The sequence below is a fragment of the Pseudomonas sp. CC120222-01a genome (genome assembly GCF_003097235.1).
Lineage (GTDB): Bacteria > Pseudomonadota > Gammaproteobacteria > Pseudomonadales > Pseudomonadaceae > Aquipseudomonas.
Genome location: NZ_QEQQ01000003.1, coordinates 1 through 15,995 on the forward strand (window position 1 = coordinate 1; position 15,995 = coordinate 15,995).

At 64.3% G+C, this 15,995-nt stretch carries 15 protein-coding genes and 2 pseudogenes; 9 read left to right on the forward strand and 8 right to left on the reverse strand.

The features are described from left to right. The 3 genes and pseudogenes from N430_RS05465 to N430_RS05475 all read left to right on the forward strand — a co-directional run. Window positions 1–168: pseudogene (locus tag N430_RS05465) on the forward strand (IS5/IS1182 family transposase); the annotation flags it as partial. 266 nt (window positions 169–434) lie between these two features. Continuing rightward, window positions 435–701 carry a DUF3630 family protein gene (locus tag N430_RS05470; RefSeq protein WP_110634598.1) on the forward strand — a complete coding sequence of 89 codons (267 nt, stop codon included), beginning with the start codon at window positions 435–437 and terminating at the stop codon, window positions 699–701. Between the two features lie 478 nt (window positions 702–1,179). Beyond that, the gene (locus tag N430_RS05475; RefSeq protein ID WP_110634596.1) at window positions 1,180–1,674 is read left to right on the forward strand and encodes a DUF1543 domain-containing protein; all 495 of its coding nucleotides are present in this window, start codon (window positions 1,180–1,182) and stop codon (window positions 1,672–1,674) included. A 60-nt stretch (window positions 1,675–1,734) separates the two neighbouring features. Here the strand turns inward: N430_RS05475 and N430_RS05480 are convergent, their stop codons facing one another. Then, window positions 1,735–2,505: an SDR family NAD(P)-dependent oxidoreductase gene (locus N430_RS05480; RefSeq protein ID WP_110634593.1), complete on the reverse strand. Its 771-nt coding sequence runs from the start codon at window positions 2,503–2,505 to the stop codon at window positions 1,735–1,737. 128 nt (window positions 2,506–2,633) lie between these two features. Here N430_RS05480 and trbK point away from each other — a divergent pair, with 128 nt between their 5' ends. After that, a complete protein-coding gene (gene trbK, locus N430_RS05485; protein ID WP_110634590.1) occupies window positions 2,634–2,813 on the forward strand; it encodes an entry exclusion lipoprotein TrbK in 180 nt (59 codons plus the stop codon). Between the two features lie 108 nt (window positions 2,814–2,921). Here the strand turns inward: trbK and N430_RS05490 are convergent, their stop codons facing one another. Further along, window positions 2,922–3,923, reverse strand: coding sequence for a 5'-nucleotidase (locus N430_RS05490; RefSeq protein WP_256592082.1), 1,002 nt, complete (start codon window positions 3,921–3,923; stop codon window positions 2,922–2,924). Window positions 3,924–4,013: 90 nt separating this feature from the next. Between N430_RS05490 and N430_RS05495 the strand changes: the two genes are divergently transcribed. Together N430_RS05495 and N430_RS05500 are read left to right on the forward strand one after the other, a co-directional pair. Next, entirely contained in the window at window positions 4,014–4,634 is a 621-nt protein-coding gene (locus N430_RS05495; protein ID WP_110634587.1) for a LysE family translocator, read from the forward strand. 61 nt (window positions 4,635–4,695) lie between these two features. Continuing rightward, window positions 4,696–6,387, forward strand: a complete 1,692-nt coding sequence (locus N430_RS05500; protein WP_110634679.1) for a SulP family inorganic anion transporter — start codon at window positions 4,696–4,698, stop codon at window positions 6,385–6,387. Between the two features lie 65 nt (window positions 6,388–6,452). On the opposite strand, the gene N430_RS05505 is transcribed toward N430_RS05500, so the two are convergent. The 4 genes from N430_RS05505 to N430_RS05520 all read right to left on the reverse strand — a co-directional run bounded on the left by N430_RS05505 (window position 6,453) and on the right by N430_RS05520 (window position 11,329). Further along, window positions 6,453–8,900, reverse strand: a complete 2,448-nt coding sequence (locus N430_RS05505) for a PEP/pyruvate-binding domain-containing protein (protein ID WP_110634584.1) — start codon at window positions 8,898–8,900, stop codon at window positions 6,453–6,455. A gap of 9 nt (window positions 8,901–8,909) precedes the next feature. Next, window positions 8,910–10,352, reverse strand: coding sequence for a TIGR01777 family oxidoreductase (locus N430_RS05510; RefSeq protein ID WP_110634581.1), 1,443 nt, complete (start codon window positions 10,350–10,352; stop codon window positions 8,910–8,912). Further along, window positions 10,345–10,827, reverse strand: coding sequence for a cell division protein (locus tag N430_RS05515; RefSeq protein ID WP_110634578.1), 483 nt, complete (start codon window positions 10,825–10,827; stop codon window positions 10,345–10,347). Before N430_RS05515 ends, N430_RS05510 begins: the two co-directional genes overlap by 8 nt. A 73-nt stretch (window positions 10,828–10,900) precedes the next feature. Further along, window positions 10,901–11,329, reverse strand: coding sequence for an Rrf2 family transcriptional regulator (locus N430_RS05520; RefSeq protein WP_110634575.1), 429 nt, complete (start codon window positions 11,327–11,329; stop codon window positions 10,901–10,903). A 141-nt stretch (window positions 11,330–11,470) separates the two neighbouring features. On the opposite strand from N430_RS05520, the gene N430_RS05525 reads away from it, so the two are divergent. The 3 genes and pseudogenes from N430_RS05525 to N430_RS05535 all read left to right on the forward strand — a co-directional run. Next, window positions 11,471–12,355, forward strand: coding sequence for an NAD(P)/FAD-dependent oxidoreductase (locus tag N430_RS05525; protein ID WP_110634572.1), 885 nt, complete (start codon window positions 11,471–11,473; stop codon window positions 12,353–12,355). 389 nt (window positions 12,356–12,744) lie between these two features. After that, on the forward strand, window positions 12,745–13,533 hold the full coding sequence (locus N430_RS05530) for a formate/nitrite transporter family protein (protein ID WP_110634569.1): 789 nt from the start codon (window positions 12,745–12,747) through the stop codon (window positions 13,531–13,533). A gap of 17 nt (window positions 13,534–13,550) precedes the next feature. After that, a pseudogene (locus tag N430_RS05535) lies at window positions 13,551–13,852 on the forward strand (GNAT family N-acetyltransferase); the annotation flags it as partial. Between the two features lie 23 nt (window positions 13,853–13,875). Here N430_RS05535 and N430_RS05540 read toward each other — a convergent pair. Together N430_RS05540 and N430_RS05545 are read right to left on the reverse strand one after the other, a co-directional pair. After that, window positions 13,876–14,853, reverse strand: a complete 978-nt coding sequence (locus N430_RS05540; RefSeq protein ID WP_110634562.1) for a D-2-hydroxyacid dehydrogenase family protein — start codon at window positions 14,851–14,853, stop codon at window positions 13,876–13,878. A 177-nt stretch (window positions 14,854–15,030) separates the two neighbouring features. Continuing rightward, window positions 15,031–15,942, reverse strand: a complete 912-nt coding sequence (locus N430_RS05545) for a LysR family transcriptional regulator (protein WP_110634560.1) — start codon at window positions 15,940–15,942, stop codon at window positions 15,031–15,033. Window positions 15,943–15,995: the final 53 nt, after the last annotated feature.

The following is a 15,995-nucleotide window of genomic DNA, read 5'->3' on the forward strand; positions in this document are numbered from 1 at the left end:
GAGCATCCCTTTGGCACGCTCAAATTCTGGATGGGAAGTACCCACTTCCTGACCAAAACCCTGCCGAGGGTAAGCACCGAAATGAGCCTTCACGTGCTCGCCTACAACCTCAAACGAATGATGAGTATCTTCGGCATCGCAGGGTTACTTGAGGCGATCAGGGCGTAAACCCCGCTGTTTGCTGGCCCGCAAACAGCTATATGGGCCGCTGACGCGGCCCATATAGCGCTGCAAACGTCTTTTTCGCCGGGTGAGGCTATTCGCGCTCTCGCGTGCTGATTCCACAGGCAGTCAGCTCGACTCTGAGTTTCGATGTATTTACTGCGTTTTCACACAGCCTGGGTCGAAAGCGGTCGTCCACGACCTGCAGCCATCGAAGTTTGCCAACGTTCGCGGGAGGCACGAAAATCTGTGCCTAGCGGGTGAGGTGTCATATGCCGACGATGGAAATATCAGAGATCGCTGACTGGGAGTATTTCGAGAGCGTGGCTCAGGTTCTCGAGCAAGGCCTGGGCGGTTGCTGGAAAGAAAAACTCGATGGACTGGACCAGCGCTACTGGGATCTGGTGGTAGGTGAACAGACGCTTACCCTGCACCTTGAGCACTATTTGGGCATTTCAGTATTTGTTCCTGATAACTCAGATGAGACGGCTCAACGGGTATGTATGCTGCTGAACGTGAGCCCGCCTCTGCGTGGGTAAGCCCGCTCCCGCATGGATAGCATTCCCATGCGGGTTGCAGGCCAGAATACAGGCGCCTCAACGCGCCATGCGAAACACTACTTCGCCCTTGGCCGTGGCGATGTTTTCCCCACGCTGACCAGCGGGTTGGCCGCCGGGGTATGGCTGGCAGCAGTATCGATCAGCGCCTACTGTTGCGTGTTGCCCGGTCGATCGGCCTGCTTGCGTGTGCGGCGCCTTCGGCCGGTTGCTGGGGTAGGCTGGCTGAGCGAGGTGGTCTCGCGCGCTTCGGTGGATCTGCTCATGGCTGCTCTGGTAACTCCGGGCACGGTGTTGTTGTGCTCCGACTCTAAGGCAGCAGTGTCAGCGGCCACTTCTCATCGCGCGTCAGTGGTTTTTCATTTCATGACGTGCCGCTTCGCGGCCGTCGCCGGCCTGGAGGCGGATGGCTTTCCCGGTATGCTTGAATGGGTGACGAACACGATGACAGAGGTATCGAATGCTTTTCGTAGTGCTGCTTGGCGGTAAACATCCTCGGGCAAGAATTGAGGTGCACGACATTGCCTTCGTCGTCGCCGATACGCTGGAGCAAGCCTACCCGCAACTGCGTGACAGCTGGTTCGGCAGCCCCAAAGGCCTGCACATCGACGCCTGGATGGCCATCGATGGCGTCGAGGGGTGGCGTGTGGAATTCAGTACGTTGGCGCCATCGCCGGAGGCGCCTCGCCTCTACTTCATCAACCTGGGTGGCTACGAGTCGCAGACGTTTGGTGAAGCGCATCATTATCTGCTGGTCGTGGCCAGGGACAAGCGCGAGGCCAAGGCAAAAGGCAAGCGGCAGATCCTCTCGCATTGGGCTCAAGCCCACACCGATGCGGTGCTGGACGTTGACGACTGCCTGCCCATCGATGAAGTGTGCGGGCGATATGTACATCTGGTTGAAGGGCCGCATGCCGGGATCGTCCAGCGCAACGATTACATCGTACTTGCCTGATCTTGACATCCGGGTAAGCGGCTCAAGCCTGCGGTAACGCTTTGTGCACTGGCGATAGCTTCACCATTCAATGGCGCGTCCATCCCATGCCCAGAACCCTCCGCTCTCGGCAGGCCCCAAGCGTCCGACCTGCTCGATGACACATTGCGCGGCGAACCCAGGGTCAAACAGCTTCCCCGCTGGCACATTCCCTTGAAACGGCCGCGACAGCTGCGTGTCAGTGGTCCCGGGATGCAGCGCCAGCACGGTGGCTGCCGGGTTCAAGCGCCTCAGCTCGATACTGGCGGTGTGCAGCAACTGATTGAGCGCCGCCTTGCTGGCCCGATAGCTGTACCAGCCCCCCAGGCGGTTGTCGCCGATCGATCCCACTCTGGCTGACAGCGCCGCAAAGGTGGCGGGCGCGTTGCGCAACAAGGGCAACAGATGCTTGAGCAGCAGTATTGGCGCGAAGGCATTGGTCGCGAAGCTTGCCTGCAGGCCGGCCAGGTCCAGCTGTGCCAATGACTTCTCTGCCTTGGCGCCTTCCTGATGGAGGATGCCCAAGGTGCTGATGACCAGGTGAAGGTGAGCGCAGGTCTGTGCAAGCCCTGCTGCCAGTGCTGCGAGCGCTTGCTCATCACGCGCGTCGCAATCCATCAGCACCAAGCGCTCACGGTGATGTCTGGCGAGTAGCGCGAGGTCGCCATTGCCTGTGGCGTTGCGTGAAACGCCCCAGACCTTGGCCACATCATCGCGAGCCAGCAATGCCGCACACAGCGCCAGGCCGATGCCCCGGCTTGCGCCGCCTATCAGGACTTCGGCCTTGCCATTCAGGCTGGGTATCAGGCTCATGCAGTGCCTCCTGGGGCTGTAGGGGGGGCTCAGTGACAGTCTGGCATTGAACTCGTCCTGTGACGCGCTACGCTTTGTGCAGGAATCTTTCTTTTTGCCAGACCTCCGCCCGTCAATGGAGTGAGCAGATGATTCGCAAAGCCCTACTTGTGATTGTCAGCGTTGTCCTTCTGGAGGCCTGTGGCGATGACTCCTCCCACTACGCAGTGTCCGATGAGCACTGCCAGCCCGATCGTTTGAAGACACTCCCCAGCAATGCCAATCGCGATACGCTGGTCGAGAAGTGCATGCCTCGGCAGTCTCCGTGAGCGCATCGTCGTGGCTCGTCGCCAAGGCAAGCGCGGCCCCCGCAGGGTATCGCGCCAGCTTCAGGCCAAGGCGCCAGAGGCCAAGCGTGTTCATCAGCCGGCCGCGTATCAGGCCGGGCGAAGATTGGCGGACGGCGTAGCTGGATTCTCCGTTGCCAACGGTTCGGCACCACTCAGCTGCTTCTCTTTGTTCGCCACGCCGAATGGAATATGCACCATCGGCAGGTCCCCCGCCGCCGAGAACAAGTGACTGCGCTGGTCGTCGAAGAACATGTGCGGCTTGAGAATCTGCAGCACCCGGTCCTTCTCCATCCCGCCAAGGAAGAACGACTCATCCGGCGAAACCCCCCAGTTCTTCAGCGTCGTCACCACCCGCTCATGGGCCGGCGCATTGCGCGCCGTGACGATGGCGATGCGCAGGATGCGCTTGTACGCCGGGTCTTGCGCCAACTTGCGGTCTTCCAGTTTGCGAATCAACGACAGCTTGCGGTACAGGTCCGCCAGCGGCCCCGGCTGGTGCGGGATGGCCTTGCGGTCCCGCTCATGGGCCTGGAACTCATCCAGGTTCAGGCGCTGCTTGTACACGCTTTCCGCCTCGTCATCGGCAATCACACCATCGAAGTCGAAGGCCACCCGCAGTTCGGTGTCGATCTCGTCATCGTAGATCTTCGTCGGCAGTACCAGGCCTGCCGGGTAGTCGGCATCGATGGCCCGCTGCACATCGCCTTCATGGGCACTGAGGAACAGCGAGGCATTGAACGCTGGGATGTATTCGTACGGCGAACGGCCAGACATGAACGCGGCGCGGGTGATGTCCAGGTCGTAGTGATTGATCGAGCGGAACACCCGTAGCCCGGTTTCCGGCGAGTTGCGCGAGAGCAGCACCACTTCCACCGGCAGTTGCTCGGGGAAGGCCTTGTTGATGCTCAGGAAGCGGCGGATGAACGGGAAGGCCACGCCCTTGGGGAAGGGCACGTCGAGGTTTTCTTCCTGGTGCAGGCGATAGGCTTCGACACCGTCGCGCTGGTAGATGTTGTCGGAGACGGTCAGGTCGAACAGGGCGCTGGAGGCGACGCCGACGACGAGTTTCTGCTCGATGGGGTAGGGCATGGGCTGTCCTGAGAAAGGCGGGGACCAGCCACCATCATAGGCTAACGCCATGCTAATCTGCGCCCCAGTTCAACCAAGGCCCGAGCCCGTATGCCCATCGCCGATAACCTGATTGCTTTCACCCTGGCAGCCACGCTGCTGACCCTGACGCCGGGCCTGGACACGGCCCTGATTCTCAGGACCGCCACGGTAGAGGGTCGCAAGCAGGGCATGCGTGCAGCCCTGGGCATCAACGCCGGTTGCCTGTTGTGGGGGGCAGCCGTGGCCTTTGGCCTGGGCGCATTGATCGCGGTATCAGAGCTTGCCTACAACATCCTCAAATACTGCGGTGCTGGTTACCTGGCCTGGCTTGGCATCAACATGCTGCTGCGCCCGCGCCAAGCGCTGGCACCCGCCGGGGCGCAGGGCCAGCGCGTGGCCAACTGGTTCCTCAAGGGCATGATGGGTAACCTGCTCAACCCCAAGGTCGGGATCTTCTACGTGTCGTTCCTGCCCCAGTTCATCCCGCAAGGTCAGCCCCTGGTGGCCTGGACCTTCGGCCTGGTTGGCATCCATGTGCTGCTCGGGCTGCTCTGGGCGATGATCCTGATTGCGGCGACTCAGCCTTTGGCGGGGCTGTTGCGTCGGGATAAAGTCATTCAGTGGATGGACCGTGCGACCGGCCTGGTATTCGTGCTGTTTGCGGCTCGGCTGGCGCTGGGCAGGCGCTAGCCGAGCGCAGTGGTCCGCGATCGAGGAGGCGTGAAGGGTGCATCTGCAGGGCGAAGGTGATATGGCCAATACCAACAAGTTCAAGCGCTTTCGCCTCCCTATTCTGCAGGGCCTACTGCCGTTGAACGCGAAGCAGATTCCCGCGGAGGTGGTTGCAGGCCTCACCCTGGCCGCAATCGCCATCCCAGAGGTGATGGGTTACACGAAGATTTCCGGCACCCCCGTCGTCACCGGCCTCTACACCATGCTGGTGCCCATGGTGCTGTTCGCCCTCTTTGGTTCATCGCGTCACCTGGTGGTGGGCGCCGACTCGGCGACCGCTGCCATTCTTTCGGGCGCCTTGGTCGGGGTCGCTGCAACCGGGTCCGATGAATACCTGGCGCTTGCCCAACTGCTTGCCCTGATGGCGGCCGGCCTGCTGCTGCTGGCACGACTGGTGCGCCTGGGCTTCATGGCGGACTTTCTGTCACGCACCGTGCTCGTCGGCTTTCTCACCGGGGTCGGGCTACAAGTCGCACTTGGCCAGCTCGATGGCATGCTCGGCTTGCCAGCCGAGGGCCATGGCGTGCCTGGCAAACTCTGGTCAACCTTGCAGCGGCTGGACCAGCTCAACTGGCATGCCGTTGCCCTGGCAGCACTGGTGCTGATCGTGATCATTGGCGGCCGGAAGCTCTCGCACAAGTTTCCCGGCGCATTGGTGGCCGTGGCCAGCACCATTGCGCTCAGCTGGCTGTTCGACTTCGCCGGCTATGTGCCGGTCCTTGGCCCAGTGCCCAGCGGGCTGCCGCACATCGGCTTGCCCAAGGTGCAGTGGAGCCTGGACCTGCTTGGCCAATTGCTGCCAACGGCGTTTGCCATGTTTGTGGTGATCCTCACCCAAAGCGCGGCAACCTCACGCGCCTACGCCTGCCGCTACAACGAGACGTTCAGTGAAAACACCGACCTGGTCGGCTTGTCGATCGCCAACGTCGGTGCCGCGCTGTCGGGCACCTTCGTGGTCAATGGCAGCCCGACCAAGACGCAGATGGTCGATAGCGCGGGCGGGCGAAGCCAGTTGTCGTTGCTGGTCACTGCACTGGTCGTGCTGATGGTGCTGCTGTTCCTCACCGCGCCCCTTGCCTATCTGCCGGAGTCTGTGCTGGCTGCGGTGGTGTTCATGATCGGTATCGAACTGACCGACTTCAAGCACCTGAAGAACATCTACAGGGAGCGCCGCAATGAGTTCTGGGTCGCCCTGATTACCCTGGTGATCGTGGTGCTGGTGGGGGTGAAGGAGGGCATCATCCTGGCCATGCTGCTGTCCATCATTGACCACCTGCGCCGGGGCTATCACCCGAAGAACGTGCTGCTGGCCACGGCCGAGTCCGGGAAGCTGCAACCGGTTGTGCTGACCAGTGGCGCCCAGGCGAGGCCGGGGCTGCTCATCTATCGCTTCACCCACAGCATCTACTACGCCAATACCCGCCAGTTGCGTGAAGAAGTCACGCAATTGGTGAAGCAGGCAACGCCCGGTTTGCGCTGGTTCTGTATCGACTGCTCGGCAATCGATGATATCGACTATTCAGCGGTAGAAACCATCCGCGGCCTGGCAGCCACGTTGAAGACCCAGGGTGTGCGCCTGGTGCTGGTCAATGTCATGTCGGATGTTGCAGACCACTCCCGTTACTACATCAAGCAACTGCTGGGTGAGCAGGCGATCTTCCCCCAGCTGGATGATCTTCTGGCCGCCTATGAGCGGGTTACATCACCTTGATCGAACCGTCCATGTTGCAGGTGTGTTTATCTCCACCCATGTCTTCAGGTAGAAACGCCGTCAGGTCATAAGGGCTGCCCTTCAACCAGCCGCAACTCCCCATCCCGATACAGCACTTTGCGCCCCAGCCAATCGCTGCTCACCTGGGGCAGCACCGCCGAGGGCTTGCGCAGTTCGCGCAGCAAGGTCGAACCATGGGACAACCGCCCACCCATGCGCGCAATTACAGCTCGTGCGGCCTGATAGTGGGCGTGGCGGCCGGGGTCGAGGCTGTCTTCGAGGAGGATGTCCTGGCCCAGGATGCCTTGCACCTCGCCGGGGTAGATCATGAAACCACTGGCTTGTTCGCTGCCCTGGCTGCCGTCCTGCCAGAAGCTGCCGTCGCGGCTGCGCACATCCGGATGCGGGGCGAACCAATGTGCCCGCTCGGCCTCAGGCATGGCGTGGTGCACGCGGAAGAAAATCCGCATCAGGTTGTCCCGGTACCATTCGCGTACTTGCAGGTAGTAACCCCGCAAGCCGGGCAGGCCAAGGCGGTGGGCCAGGGTGAAGGCGCCTGGCCAGGCCGGCAGTGGCTGCAGGGGCAGTTCGCTCGGCGCCGGGCGCGGTGTGCCAGGGTCGGTTTCCCACGGCAGGCGGTGGGGGCTGTGCTGCAGGTTGTCGTAGGCAGTTGGTGGTCGGCCCAGCCAGGCGCCGCCGCTGCTGGCCAGGGCCGTGGCGATGCACAGGTTGCCTTGCACCACGAAGACGTAGAAGCGGCTGAACCAGTCGGCCAATTGCTGGCCGTCGGCGCTGGCGGCCTGCAGCTGCGCCAGTTCCGCGTCGAAGCGTTGCAGGCCCGGAGCCAGGGCTTGCAGGTGGCGGCGTGCGGCGTGCTGCATGCGCCACAGGCGGGGCAGCGAGCGCAGCAGGCGCAGCGGGCGCCAGGGCAGGGCGGGTGTGGCACCGCCGACTTCACCGGCGTAGTTGGCAGCGGAGATGCCCCAGTCGGCCAGGCGTGCGAGGAACAGGTCGTTGTTGATGTAGGAAGCGCCGCCGAATACGGCGGTAAACGGTTCGTTGTCTTGCAGCACGCGGCTGTCCCAGCGCGCCATGACTGCCGGAATGCTGGCGGCGGCGCGGCGCTGGGCGTATTCGACGAAGCGGCTGGGTTGCGGCGGCAGGATCTCGGCGATGTTGGCCGAGGTCAGGTGGCGGCGCCAGCCGTGCTCGCTGATCGGGCGGTACTGCAGCAGCCACAGTTGCTGGCCGTCCCAGGCCCATTCGATATCGCCGGGAACGTAGTGGAACACCTTCAGCACGGCTTGCAGGAAGTCCCAGATCGCTTTGGCTGTCAGACCGTGCAAGCCGGCGAACTGACCGCTTTGCCAGGCAGGGCCCAAGCGCGACAGGGTTGCGCGCTGGGGTGTGGCCTGGCCGTCGGCCAGGGCTTCCAGGTGGCCTTCGAGCCACTCCAGCTCCACCGAAAGATGGCGCACGAAGGCGATGCCGGACACCGTCGGCTGGATGAAGCGCTGCACCACCACTTCCTCGACGCCGGCTGCACGCAGTTCGCTGACCCGGCCGGCGACGGCGTCGCCGGGCACGCGCAGGTAGGTGGTGCTCAGGCCGGCGTTGGCGGCATCGGCCTGGTCTTCAGCGTAGCTGGAGGAGCGCACGGCCCACAGGGCATCCGGGGCCGAGCCCAGCAATCTTGCAAGGCGCGGGTCATGGCTGTCGTCGAGGCTCAGGGCTTCGGGCACGGCTTGGCCGGCCATTGCTGCCAGTTGCAGGCGGCCGCCTTTGGTGTGGGCGACGAAGCCTTGGGTGCCCGACTCCAGCCAGGCGGCGAATTCGGCCGGCGTGTCGATCCAGGGGTAATGGCCCCAACCAGGTTGCAGGCTGATGCGCAGGTCGGCGCGGGCGAGGATCGCCGACCAGGCAGCGGCCTGGGCGATCCCCAGCAGGCGGTCGTGGTCGCCCCACACCAGTTCGATCGGGTCGGTGACCCACTCCAGCAGCGGCAGCGCGGTGTCGGCGCGCAGTTGCGCCCAGGACGGCACGAAGGCACGACAGCGGGCGTAGCCGGCACCCATGCGTTGGTATTGCGCGGGCGTCCAGCGCTGGCTGGAGAACTTGCTGGCGAACCAGTGCGGCTTGTGGCTGAGCAGCCCGTGGATAGCCTTGCGCAGCGGCAGCGGCGACATCAGTGCCGGTAGGCGACGTTGCCAGAGAAAGGCGCCGACCGGGGCCAGCAGCACGCTGCGGCTGAAGTGCCCGGAGCTGCGCTGCAATGCATGCAGCACGATCAGCGCGCTGACGCCTACGGCCATGATCGCGTGGCCGCGCTCGGTCAGCGTGAGCAGGGCTTGGGCGTACTCGTCCAGGCTGGCACAGGGTGGTGCCGGGTTGTCGCCGAAGCCGGGCAGCTCCAGCGCCTGTACCCGGTAATGCCGGAAGTGCGGCAGGGCATCGTCCCACCAGTCGGCGGCGCTTCCATTGCCGGCCAGCAGGTACAGCAGGGGCTTGTTCATCGAGGGTCCTCAGGCCAGGTCGCGCAGCGCGCTGTCCAGGTTCGGGTAGCGGAAGCGGTAGCCGGCCTGCTCCAGGCGGCTCGGCTGCACGCGCTGGCCATCGAAGAACAGCTCGGCCATTTCGCCGGCCAGGGCCCGTACCGGTGCGGCCGGGATATGCAGCCACACCGGGCGCTTGAGCAGTTGGCCGGCCGTCTGGGCGAAGGTGGCCTGGCTGACCGGCTCGGGGGCGACCAAGTTGTAGGTGCCCTGCATGTCGCTGTCGGCCATGGCCCGTGCCATCACCGCCAGCACGTCGTCACGGTGCACCCAGCTGATGATCTGCTGGCCATCGCCCATGCGCCCGCCCAGGCCCAGACGGAACGGCATCAGCAGGGGCGTCAGGGCGCCGCCCGGGCCAAACACCACGCCCAGGCGCAGCACCACCTGGCGGGCGCCGAGGGCGCTGGCCGGGCTGGCGGAGGTTTCCCAGCGATCGCACAGCTCGGCCATGAAACCGCCGCCTTTGCTGGCGCTTTCGTCCAGTTGCTGGCTACCGTCACGAACGCCGTAATAACCGATGGCCGAGGCCTGGATCCACAGCGCCGGTTTGTGCCGGGCCTGGCGCATCCAGCGCAGCAAGGCCTCGGTGGTACCGACCCGGCTGGCGAGCAGCTGGGCCTGGCGGCGTGGTGTCCAGCGTGGCCCGGCGACGGGGGCGCCGGCGAGGTTGATGACCACGTCGAAGCGCTCGCCGTGGCCGAGCTTGTCGAGGCTGCGCAGGCAACGGGCGCGGCCGTCGAACAGGTAGGCGGCGCGCAGCGGGTCGCGGGCCAGCACGCTGACGCTATGGCCGGCATCGAGCAGCTGGTTGACCAGGGTCTCGCCGATGAAGCCGGTGCCGCCAGTGACCAGCACCTGCTGGTAGGAGCCGCCGGCGAACGGGTTGGCCGGCGGCCCCTGGCGTTGCATGCGCAGGGTCGCCAGGGCATCGCGAATGCCCGACGCAGTCACGCCGAGGGCGAACAGGGTCAGCAGCCAGCCGCGCCAGCCGAGGTCGATGGCCACCAGGCCGCTGGGCAGGCTCGACCACTGCAGCAGTTGCAGGCCGTACAAGGCAAAGAAGGCACCAGCGTTGATCGCCAGCACGGTGTGCATGATGCGCTCGATGGCCGGCAGCTTTCGGCTGCGGTCCTCGACCACGAAGTCCCACAGTGTAAGGCCGATTTCCAGGGTGAAGACCACCGCCACGATGATCGCCCAGACGCCCTGGAAGGCCACATGGGCGATGCCCAGGAACAGGATGCCGTAGCAGCACGAGCGCACCGCGTGGATCGCGAGCTCCAGCCGCGCGCTGTAGCGCTGAGGCAGGGCCACGGTCAGTTCGTGGTGGTAAATGGTGTCCAGCGCGCCTAGCAAAGCTTGGATCAGCAGCAGGTTCAGGGCCCAGGTCAGGATCGGCAGTTCAGCCACGTTCAAGTCCTTTCAACGTGGTGGTGGGGCGGTCGTGGCGATACAGCCACAGCAACGGCGGCAGCAGGGCGAGCAGGGCCATGCTATCGATGACCAGGTGCGACCACATGCCGGCCTGCAGCGACACCAGCATGTCCTGCGGTGCCCACAGCACGATGCCGAATGCCAGCCAGGCCCAGGCGTTGTGGCTGCGCAGGCGGTCGCCCAGCTGGATCAGGCCGAGCATGTACAGTGAATAGCTTTGCAAGGTGGCGCCGAACAGCGCGAGCCACCACACCTGTTGCTCGCGGGCAGGGGCTGGCGCCGCCTGGCCCCAGAAGGCCTGCTCGATGCTCAGTTGGTAGTTGCCCAGCAGCGGGCTATGGCCGGCCCAGGTCAGGCCCAGGCCAATCAGCAAGTGCATCAGCGCTGCGGCTTGCAGCCAGCGCACCAATGCACGGCGCACAGCGGGGTGCGCTGAAGAAGAGAAGAGCATTCCTTGTCCTGTCGGCTTCCATGTCGGCCGGCAGTGTACCTTGATTTGCCGAGGCAGCGGCGCAACCGGCAGGCTACAACGCCTGGTAGCGCCCCTCGAAGTCACTCGCCAACTGCTCCAGCGTCACGCTCCCCAGGCGCTCCAGCAGCAACGCCTGCGCCGCCTCGAAGGCATCGGTCAGCGCCGCGTTCACCGCCTGTTCCACCAGGCACTGCGGGTGGTCCGTCGACAGCCCGATGGCAAAGATCGACGCCCCGCCCAGGGCCTCATGAATATCCAGCAAGGTGATGTCGGCCAGCGGCTTGGCCAGCGTCCATCCGCCCCGGTGCCCCTTTACCGAGCTAACGTAGCCTTGTTCCTTGAGCAGGGCCATGGTCCTGCGCACCACCACCGGGTTGGTCCCGAGCATCTGCGCGATGGTTTCTGAGGTGGCGGGTTTGTCGTGCCGGGCCATGTGGATCAGCACATGCAGCATGCGGGACAGGCGGGTGTCGTTTCTCATGGGTAATCGGCGTTCGGGAGATACCGGGCAGCCTCACACGAAACAACAAAGGTTACAAGACCATTGACGTATCGCAGTCATGTAACTTACGTTGTGTCGTGAGTGCTATGAGCGGGTCTTCGGCCCTGGGAGTTTGAGCAAATGTTCGACGTGATCATTGTGGGTGGCAGCTATGCCGGAATTTCTGCGGGTTTGCAGCTGGCGCGGGCGCGCCGCAAGGTGCTGGTGATCGACGCGGGCGTGCGGCGCAACCGTTTCGCCCACAGCTCCCATGGCTTCCTCGGCCAGGATGGGCGCAACCCCGGTGCGATTGCCGAAGAGGCGCGTGGCCAGCTGCTGGCTTACCCGACGGTGCAGTGGCTGACGCAGTCGGCGGTTTCGGCAGTCAAGGAGGGCGTTGGATTCGTGGTGGGCACTGCGAACGGCGAGCAGTACAGCGGGCGCCGCTTGATCCTGGCCTCCGGTGTGGTGGATGAGTTGCCCGCGATCCCTGGCTTGGCAGATCGCTGGGGCCAGAGCGTGTTCCACTGCCCGTACTGCCATGGCTACGAGCTCGGTGGCGGGCCTATTGGTGTGCTGGCGGCGTCGCCGGTGGCGATCCATCACGCCATGATGCTGCCCGACTGGGGGCCGACCACGTTCTTCCTCAACGGCGTGTTCGAACCTGATGCCGAGCAGCTGGCGCAACTGCATCGGCGCGGCGTGCAGCTGGAGCGGGACGGTGTTGTGGCCGTGGAAGGGGACCGCGCCAATGTGAGCCTCGCCAGCGGCCGCGTGGTCGAATCGGCGGGTCTGTTCACCCAACCGCGTACGCGCATGGCCAGCCCATTGCCGGCGATGCTCGGCTGCGCGTTCGAAGACGGGCCGATGGGGGCGTTCATCAAGGTCGATGCGATGCGTGAAACCAGTGTGCCGGGGGTTTTTGCCTGTGGTGATGCGGCAGTGGCGGCTGGCAACGTGGCCATCGCGGTGGGCGAGGGCGCCAGAACAGGTGGCGCGGCTCATCACTCCTTGATCTTCCGCTGACGCGCTTGGATGTGGGAGCGGGCGTGCCCGCGAACGATGCGACGCGGTGGATGGCACCGGCTTCGCCGGTGTTCGCGGGCGAGCCTGCTCCCACAGGGACCGCGTGAGATTTAAACAATTGCTTGCTTCATGCCAGACGATTGGTTAACAAGGCAGTCCCACGGGCGCATGCCAGAGCCCTCATCGACCCCATCTATCAACCCATCCACCTTATCAATTTGACTGCGACATTCTGCCTCAGTAACGTGCGCGGCTCTTCGTTGTAGCCCCAGAGACCACCCGTTTTGCCTTCCCCCTGAACCACCCCCGCATTACCCCGCAACCCGTTAATTCCTGACTTCCGGCATGCCCCTGGGCATGGCTGTCGTCCCTGTGTTCGAGTTTCTGAAATGTCTGTCAATGCCCCCTCCCGGATCACCGAGCTCGTCATCGAAGCCGGTGCCAAGAAAGCCCAATTGCCTACCCGCGCGTTGCTCATCCTCGGTTTCCTCGCCGGCGGCTTCATCTCGATGGGTTTCATCCTGGCCATCCATGTCAGCGCGATGATTCCCGGGCAATGGGCTTCGCTGGGCAACCTGCTGGGCGCCGCGGTGTTTCCGATTGGCCTGATCCTGGTAATTCTGGCCGGGGGCGAGCTGCTCACTGGCAACATGATGAGCCTGCCGCTGGCCATGTTTGCCGGGCGCATTCGCCTGGCCGCGGTGGCGCGTAACTGGCTGCTTGTGACCTTGGCCAACCTGCTGGGCGCGCTGTTCGTGGCGTACTTCTTCGGCCACCTGCTCGGCCTGACCGAGGGCGCCTACCTGGACAAGACCGTGGCCGCCGCCACCAGCAAGGCCAGCGCCGATTTCGTGCATGCCTTCGTCTCCGGCATCGGCTGCAACTGGCTGGTGTGTCTGGCGGTGTGGCTGGCCTTTGCCAGCCGTGAGATGAGCGGCAAGATCCTCGGCATCTGGTTCCCGATCATGGCCTTCGTCGCCATCGGCTTCCAGCACGTGGTGGCCAACATGTTCCTGATCCCGGCGGCGATCTTTGCCGGGTACCTGAGCTGGGGCGCGCTGGCGCACAACCTGGTCGCGGTGTTCCTCGGCAATGCAGTGGGCGGGGCGATCTTCGTCGGCCTGGCGTACTACGTGTCGTTCGGCGCTGCGGCCCAGGAGCAGGTAGCGGCGCCGTAAGCGCCTTTATTCTGCATGCCGTCCAGCTGTGGGTAGGGTCGACGCCGAAGACAAGCCGCTGGGCTTTATTGGGCTCAACGAGAACCACGTGGAAATGCTCTTCGTCGATCCCGACCTGCAGCGTCAGGGCATTGGCCGGGCGCTGCTGGATTACTGCCGTAAAACACGCCATACCTTGAGTGTCGACGTGAATGAGCAGAATCCGCAGGCAGTGGGGTTCTACCTTCATTACGGCTTCGTGCAGACCGGGCGTTCGCCGCTGGACGGCGAAGGCCGGCCGTTCCCGTTGTTGCACATGGCCTTGCCTGACAAGGCGTAAGCAATAACGCTCAATCCTCCAGATCAGTGCTGCACTGTCAGCGCCTGAGGGTTGGCAACGTTCTTCGCCATGCCTTGGGCAAACGCCACCACGTTGTCGAAGGCATCGCCGAAATACAGCTCGTAGCCGTTCTTCTCCACATAGCCCAGGTGCGGCGTGCTCAGCACCCGCGGATGCGTAAGCAGGGGGTGGTTCGGCTCGAGTACCGGCTCCTGTTCGAATACATCCACGGCGGCGAAGCCCGGCCTGCCGGCGTCGAGCGCCTGCAGCAGGGCCCCGGGTGCAATCAGCTCGGCGCGGCTGACGTTTACCAGCAGGGCATCAGGTTTCATTCGCGACAGGTCGTTGAAGGTCACCCCGTGGCGCGTTGTCTCTGACAGCCGCAGGTTGAGGCTGACGATATCCGCCTCGGCAAAGAATGCCTCGCGTGATGTCGCTGCCCGGTGCCCATCCGCCTCGGCCGCCGCCCGGCTGCCGTCACTACCCCACACCAGCACAGGCATGTCGAACGCCTGGGCATAGCGCGCCAGGCGCTGGCCGATCTTGCCGTAGCCCCAGATCCCCAGCACCTGGCCGGCCACCGCCTGGCCCAGATTGACTTGCCACTGACCTTGCTTGAACGCTTCGATCGCCGGCACCAGCTGGCGCCGGGCATTGAGGATCAGTGTCCAGGCAAGCTCCGCCGGTGCCACTGGCGAGCCGCGGCCTTCGGTCACGACGACGCCGCGGGCGGTGCACGCTTCAAGGTCCAGATGGCCAGCGACCTTGCCGGTCTGGCTGATCAGCTTGAGGTTCGGCAGCCGGTCGAGCAGGGCGACATCGATGCGCGTGCGTTCGCGGGTGAGGACCAAGGCGTCGGCATCGGCGAAGCGGGCGGCCAGGTCGTCCAGCGAGGCGGGCTCTTTCTCGTGAAACACTGTCACTTCATGCCCGGCCAGACGCTTGAAGCAGTCGAGTGAGCGGATTACGTCCTGGTAGTCATCGGGAATGGCAATGCGCATGTTGGGTGCTCTGACGGTGTGTTGAGTTTGCCACAAAGCATAACGCGGTCTTTGTAGGAGCGGCCTTGTGTCGCGAAAGGGCCGCAGCGCGGCCCCATGATTTCATCAGCGATGCAGTTGTTGCCGGGGCTGCTTCGCAGCCCTTTCGCGACACAAGGCCGCTCCTACAATGCAGCGTCAGGCTGAAGTCAACGGCCAGCCCTGGTGATGCTCCACCAGAAAATCCACAAACACCCGCACCCGCGCCGGCATCGCCGGCCCGCCGACGAACACCGCATGCAGCGGCTCGCGATCGCCCGGGTTGTAGTCCTCCAGCAGCGCCACCAGTTGGCCGTTGTCCAGCTCATCGGCCACGGTAAAGGTCCCGATCCTGGCAATACCCGCTCCCAGCCTGGCCAGTTGCGCCAACGCCTCGCCACTGCTGCACTCGATATTCCCCGTCACCTTCAGTGAAAAGTCCTCGCCCGCCCGACGAAATGGCCAATTCGCGACTGCCCGTCGGAAGTTGAAGCGCAGGCAGTTGTGCTGCGCCAGGTCCTCCGGCACCTGCGGCGTGCCACAACGTGCCAGGTATTCGGGCGAAGCCACCACCACCTGGCCGGTATGGCCGATACAACGTGCACTCAGCGAGCTGTCCGGCAGCAGGCCAAAGCGCAGCGCCACATCGGCCTGACCGCCATGGATATCGGCGATTTCGTCACTCAGTGTCAGGTCCACCAGCACCTGCGGATACAGCGTGCTGAACGCGGTCAATAACGGCACCACTGTCTGCCGCCCATGCCCCAGCGCCGCGCTGACCCGCAAGCGCCCGCGTGGCACGCCCTGGTCGGTGATCGCCTCTTCGACTTCCAGCAGGTCGGCGAGGATGCGCCGCGCCCCGCGCAGGTACGCCTCGCCCTCGGTGGTCAGGGTGATCGCCCGGGTGGTGCGCAGCAGCAGGCGGGTGCCCAGGCGCTGTTCGGCGCGGGCGATGATGCGGCTCACCGCCGAGGGCGTCAGGCCCAGCTCGCGGGCAGCGGCAGACAGGCTACCGGCATCCACCACCCTGGCAAACACCTCCATCTCCCCGGATCGCCCGTTGATATCCATCTGTGCCTCCAGCGCAAAGGTGATTGCCGCAAAAGCGATCTAGTGCATTGAAA

Excerpts from the sequence above, each read along its gene's own strand:
- N430_RS05545 (WP_110634560.1), bottom strand. The coding sequence starts at position 15,942 with ATGGATATCAACGGGCGATCCGGGGAGATGGAGGTGTTTGCCAGGGTG.
- N430_RS05480 (WP_110634593.1), bottom strand. The coding sequence starts at position 2,505 with ATGAGCCTGATACCCAGCCTGAATGGCAAGGCCGAAGTCCTGATAGGC.
- N430_RS05490 (WP_256592082.1), bottom strand. The coding sequence starts at position 3,923 with ATGCCCTACCCCATCGAGCAGAAACTCGTCGTCGGCGTCGCCTCCAGC.
- N430_RS05540 (WP_110634562.1), bottom strand. The coding sequence starts at position 14,853 with ATGCGCATTGCCATTCCCGATGACTACCAGGACGTAATCCGCTCACTC.
- N430_RS05495 (WP_110634587.1), top strand. The coding sequence starts at position 4,014 with ATGCCCATCGCCGATAACCTGATTGCTTTCACCCTGGCAGCCACGCTG.
- N430_RS05520 (WP_110634575.1), bottom strand. The coding sequence starts at position 11,329 with ATGAGAAACGACACCCGCCTGTCCCGCATGCTGCATGTGCTGATCCAC.
- N430_RS05515 (WP_110634578.1), bottom strand. The coding sequence starts at position 10,827 with ATGCTCTTCTCTTCTTCAGCGCACCCCGCTGTGCGCCGTGCATTGGTG.
- trbK (WP_110634590.1), top strand. The coding sequence starts at position 2,634 with ATGATTCGCAAAGCCCTACTTGTGATTGTCAGCGTTGTCCTTCTGGAG.
- N430_RS05500 (WP_110634679.1), top strand. The coding sequence starts at position 4,696 with ATGGCCAATACCAACAAGTTCAAGCGCTTTCGCCTCCCTATTCTGCAG.
- N430_RS05475 (WP_110634596.1), top strand. The coding sequence starts at position 1,180 with ATGCTTTTCGTAGTGCTGCTTGGCGGTAAACATCCTCGGGCAAGAATT.
- N430_RS05505 (WP_110634584.1), bottom strand. The coding sequence starts at position 8,900 with ATGAACAAGCCCCTGCTGTACCTGCTGGCCGGCAATGGAAGCGCCGCC.
- N430_RS05530 (WP_110634569.1), top strand. The coding sequence starts at position 12,745 with ATGTCTGTCAATGCCCCCTCCCGGATCACCGAGCTCGTCATCGAAGCC.
- N430_RS05470 (WP_110634598.1), top strand. The coding sequence starts at position 435 with ATGCCGACGATGGAAATATCAGAGATCGCTGACTGGGAGTATTTCGAG.
- N430_RS05525 (WP_110634572.1), top strand. The coding sequence starts at position 11,471 with ATGTTCGACGTGATCATTGTGGGTGGCAGCTATGCCGGAATTTCTGCG.